Here is a 3,667-nt window from a genome sequence, read left to right as displayed (position 1 = left end):
CTTGGACAGCGTGGAGGGCTGGAATTCGCTGTCAATCCACTTCTTGGCCTCGGCTTCGCCAGCCCAGCCGGGGCTGGCCATGGCACACACCGCGGCCACCGCCAATGCCGTATATCGCATCTTCATGACTTGTCTCCTCATTGGTTCACTCCCCGTGGTTGAAGGTTTGTTCGGCTCCGGGGAATATGAGCCGGGTTCCTTTTTCTCCGAACATCTCTTTTCTTCGCGTCCCGCCCGCTAGCCCTTGCGCATGATCCATGCGAGCAACACCAGGGACAGCAGAAAACTGATCCAGATCGAGGGGTCGGCCTCCAGCCCCAGCCAGCCGGCCAGCTTGCCGCTGATGCCGACAAAAATCAGGTTCACATAGGCCGCGCTGAGCAGGCCGATGAACAGCCGGTCGCCGCGCGTGGTTTCCAGCGGCAAAAAGCCGCGCCGCAGCGTCGTTGGCGACTTGAGCTCCCACACCGTCATGCCCACCAGCATCAGCACGATGCAGCTGAAAAAAATCGCCACCGGCGTCGTCCAGGCCATCCACTCAAACATGTTGCTTCCTTTCTAGACCCTGCCCATGGCAAAGCCCTTGGCGATGTAGTTGCGCACAAACCAGATCACGATCGCGCCCGGCACGATGGTCAGCACGCCGGCCGCGGCAAGCGTGGCCCAGTCCATGCCCGAAGCCGATACCGTGCGGGTCATGGTCGCGACGATGGGCTTGGCATTGACGCTGGTCAGTGTGCGCGCCAGCAGCAGCTCGACCCAGCTGAACATGAAGCAGAAAAACGCCGCCACGCCGACACCGGCCTTGATCAGCGGCAGGAAGATGCGCACAAAAAAGCGCGGGAAGGAGTAGCCGTCGATATAGGCGGTCTCGTCGATCTCGCGCGGGATTCCGCTCATGAAACCTTCCAGGATCCACACCGCCAGGGGCACGTTGAACAGCAGGTGGGCCAGCGCCACCGCGATGTGGGTGTCCATCAGCCCTACCGTGGTGTAAAGCTGGAAGAAGGGCAGCAGAAACACCGCCGGCGGCGTCATGCGGTTGGTCAGCAGCCAGAAGAACACATGCTTGTCGCCCAGGAAGCTGTAACGCGAAAACGCGTAAGCGGCCGGCAGCGCCACGGTGATGGAGATCACCGTGTTGATGGCGACGTAGATCAGGCTGTTGATGTAACCCGAATACCAGGACGGGTCGGTGAAGATGGTCTTGTAGTTATTCCAGGTGAAGTCCTGGGGAAAGAAGGAAAAGCTCGACAGGATCTCGCTGTTGGTCTTGAAGCTCATGTTGACCATCCAGTAGATGGGCAGGAGCGCGAACACAATGTAGGCAATTAAAAACAGTGTGCGCGCCTGAAACTTGGGGGTGTTCATTCCACGCCTTCTTTCTCTTGCGTACCCACGCGCTGCATCCAGTTGTAGAGGATGAAGCACAGCAGCAGGATGATCAAAAAGTAAATCAGCGAGAAGGCAGCCGCCGGGCCCAGGTCGAACTGGCCGACGGCTTTTTGCGTCAGGTATTGCGACAGGAAGGTCGTGGCATTGCCCGGCCCGCCGCCCGTGAGCACAAAAGGTTCGGTGTAGATCATGAAGCTGTCCATGAAGCGCAGCAGCACGGCGATCATCAGCACGCCGCGCATCTTGGGAAGCTGGATGTAGCGAAACACCGCGAACTTGCTGGCGCCGTCTATGCGCGCGGCCTGGTAATAGGCGTCCGGAATCGAGCGCAGGCCGGCATAGCACAGCAGGGCCACCAGCGGCGTCCAGTGCCAGACGTCCATCATCAGCACCGTCGCCCAGGCATGGGTGGCATTGCCGGTATAGCTGTAGTCAAAGCCCATCTTCTGCAGCATCGCGCCCAGCAGGCCGATGTCGGCCCGGCCGTAGATCTGCCAGATGGTGCCCACCACGTTCCAGGGAATCAGCAGCGACAGCGCGACCAGCACCAGCACCAGCGAAGCCTTCCAGCCCTGGGCCGGCATGGACAAGGCCAGCGCGATGCCCAGCGGAATCTCGACCGCCAGCACCGCCAGCGAGAAAGTGAGCTGGCGCCAAAGCGCGGCATGCAGGTCTTCGTCGCGCATCACAGCGGCGAACCATTCGGTGCCGACAAACACGCGGCGCTCGGGTGAGATGATGTCCTGCACCGAGTAATTAACCACCGTCATGAGCGGCAGGATGGCGGAAAACGCCACGCAGATGATGACCGGCAGCACCAGCAGCCAGGCTTTCTGGTTGATGGGTTTTGTGGTTGTACTCATGCTTCCACCAATTCGTCATTGAGGTACAGACAAGTGTGCGGCCCCATGACCTGCAGCCACACTTCCTCGCCCACCTGGGGCGGCCTCACGGCCGGGTTCAGCCGGGCTTTCAGCGTGTGTTCGCCGATCCGGGCCGTCAGCATCAGGTGGGTGCCTATGTCCTGCACCAGCATGGCGGTGAAGGGCAGCGCCGCCGGGTCGCCGAGTGCGGTCTTCACCACATACTCGGGACGCACACCCAGCTTGAGGTCGCCGTCGGGCATAGCGCGCCCGGGCGGCAGCGCCAGCGGCCGGTCCGCGACGCGCAAAGCGCCGGCCGTCACCGTGGCGGGCAAAAAGTTCATGCCGGGCGAACCAATGAAGTGGCCCACAAAGGTGTGGCGGGGCCGCTCGAACAGCGCATCGGCCGAACCGGTCTGCACCGCGCGGCCGCGCGTCATCACCACCACCTCTTCGGCAAAGGTCAGCGCCTCCACCTGGTCGTGCGTGACGTAGATCAGCGTGAGCTTGAGTTCGTGGTGGATCTGCTTTAGCTTGCGCCGCAGCTGCCATTTGAGGTGCGGGTCAATCACCGTGAGCGGCTCGTCGAACAGCACGGCCGACACGTCGGGCCGCACCAGGCCGCGGCCCAGCGAGATCTTCTGTTTGGCATCCGCCGCGAGCCCGGCCGCGCGCTGGTTGAGCTGGCCGCTCATGTCCAGCATCTCGGCGATTTCGCCCACGCGTTTTTTGATCTGCTCTTCCGGCACCTTGCGGTTGCGCAGCGGGAAGGCCAGGTTTTCAGCCACCGTCATGGTGTCGTAGATCACCGGGAACTGGAAGACCTGCGCGATATTGCGCTGCTGCGGCGTCGCGCGCGTCACGTCGACACCGTCGAACTTGACCGTGCCCTTGGAAGGCACCAGCAGGCCGGACATGACGTTGAGCATGGTGGTCTTGCCGCAGCCCGAGGGGCCCAGCAGCGCGTAGGCGCCRCCATCGCGGAAGCTCATCGTGAGCGGCAGCAGCGCGTAGTCGCTGTCTTCACGCGGGTTGGGCCGGTAGGCATGGGCCAGGTCCAGGTCAATGCGCGCCATAAGACCTCCGTGGTGCCAGCAGCAGCGCGCCGTCCGCATCAAACACATAGACCTGCGCCGGATCCAGGTACAGGGTGACGGGCGCGCCGAGGTCAAAGTAGTGCACGCCCGTGAGCTGGGCCACCAGCTCGCCCACGGCCGTGGCCACGTGGACAAACGTGTCGGAGCCCGAAATTTCGGCCAGCTCGACCTTGCCCGGTAGCGCCACGTCGCCTTCGCGCGCCGTGACACGCAGCGCGCTGCCGCGAACCCCCGCGGTGAAAGACACGAGGCGCTGGGCCGGCGCGTCGGGCAGCGCCAGGTTCAAGGCCGGGCCGCCCTTCAGTTGCAGGC

General features: G+C 63.1%; 5 protein-coding genes. All 5 read right to left on the bottom strand.

Annotated elements, in window-relative coordinates; all coding sequences use genetic code 11:
* Positions 1-237: 237 nt before the first annotated feature.
* On the bottom strand, positions 238-546 hold the full coding sequence (locus AC1D0P_RS23225) for a DUF2160 domain-containing protein (RefSeq protein WP_436156939.1): 309 nt from the start codon (positions 544-546) through the stop codon (positions 238-240).
* Between the two features lie 12 nt (positions 547-558).
* Entirely contained in the window at positions 559-1,371 is an 813-nt protein-coding gene (locus AC1D0P_RS23220) for a carbohydrate ABC transporter permease (protein WP_477678900.1), read from the bottom strand.
* A complete protein-coding gene (locus AC1D0P_RS23215) occupies positions 1,368-2,258 on the bottom strand; it encodes a carbohydrate ABC transporter permease (RefSeq protein ID WP_477678899.1) in 891 nt (296 codons plus the stop codon). Before AC1D0P_RS23215 ends, AC1D0P_RS23220 begins: the two co-directional genes overlap by 4 nt.
* Positions 2,255-3,334 carry an ABC transporter ATP-binding protein gene (locus AC1D0P_RS23210; RefSeq protein WP_477678898.1) on the bottom strand — a complete coding sequence of 360 codons (1,080 nt, stop codon included), beginning with the start codon at positions 3,332-3,334 and terminating at the stop codon, positions 2,255-2,257. The genes AC1D0P_RS23215 and AC1D0P_RS23210 overlap by 4 nt, the downstream gene beginning before the upstream one ends.
* Positions 3,321-3,667, bottom strand: a 347-nt coding sequence (locus AC1D0P_RS23205; RefSeq protein WP_477678897.1) for a TOBE domain-containing protein, incomplete at its 5' end; no start/stop codon positions are given. The genes AC1D0P_RS23205 and AC1D0P_RS23210, both read right to left, overlap by 14 nt.

This window comes from Polaromonas sp. P1_G2, from assembly GCF_056405515.1.
Note: the sequence above shows the minus strand (reverse complement) of the source record. Positions and strands in the feature narration are given on the sequence as shown.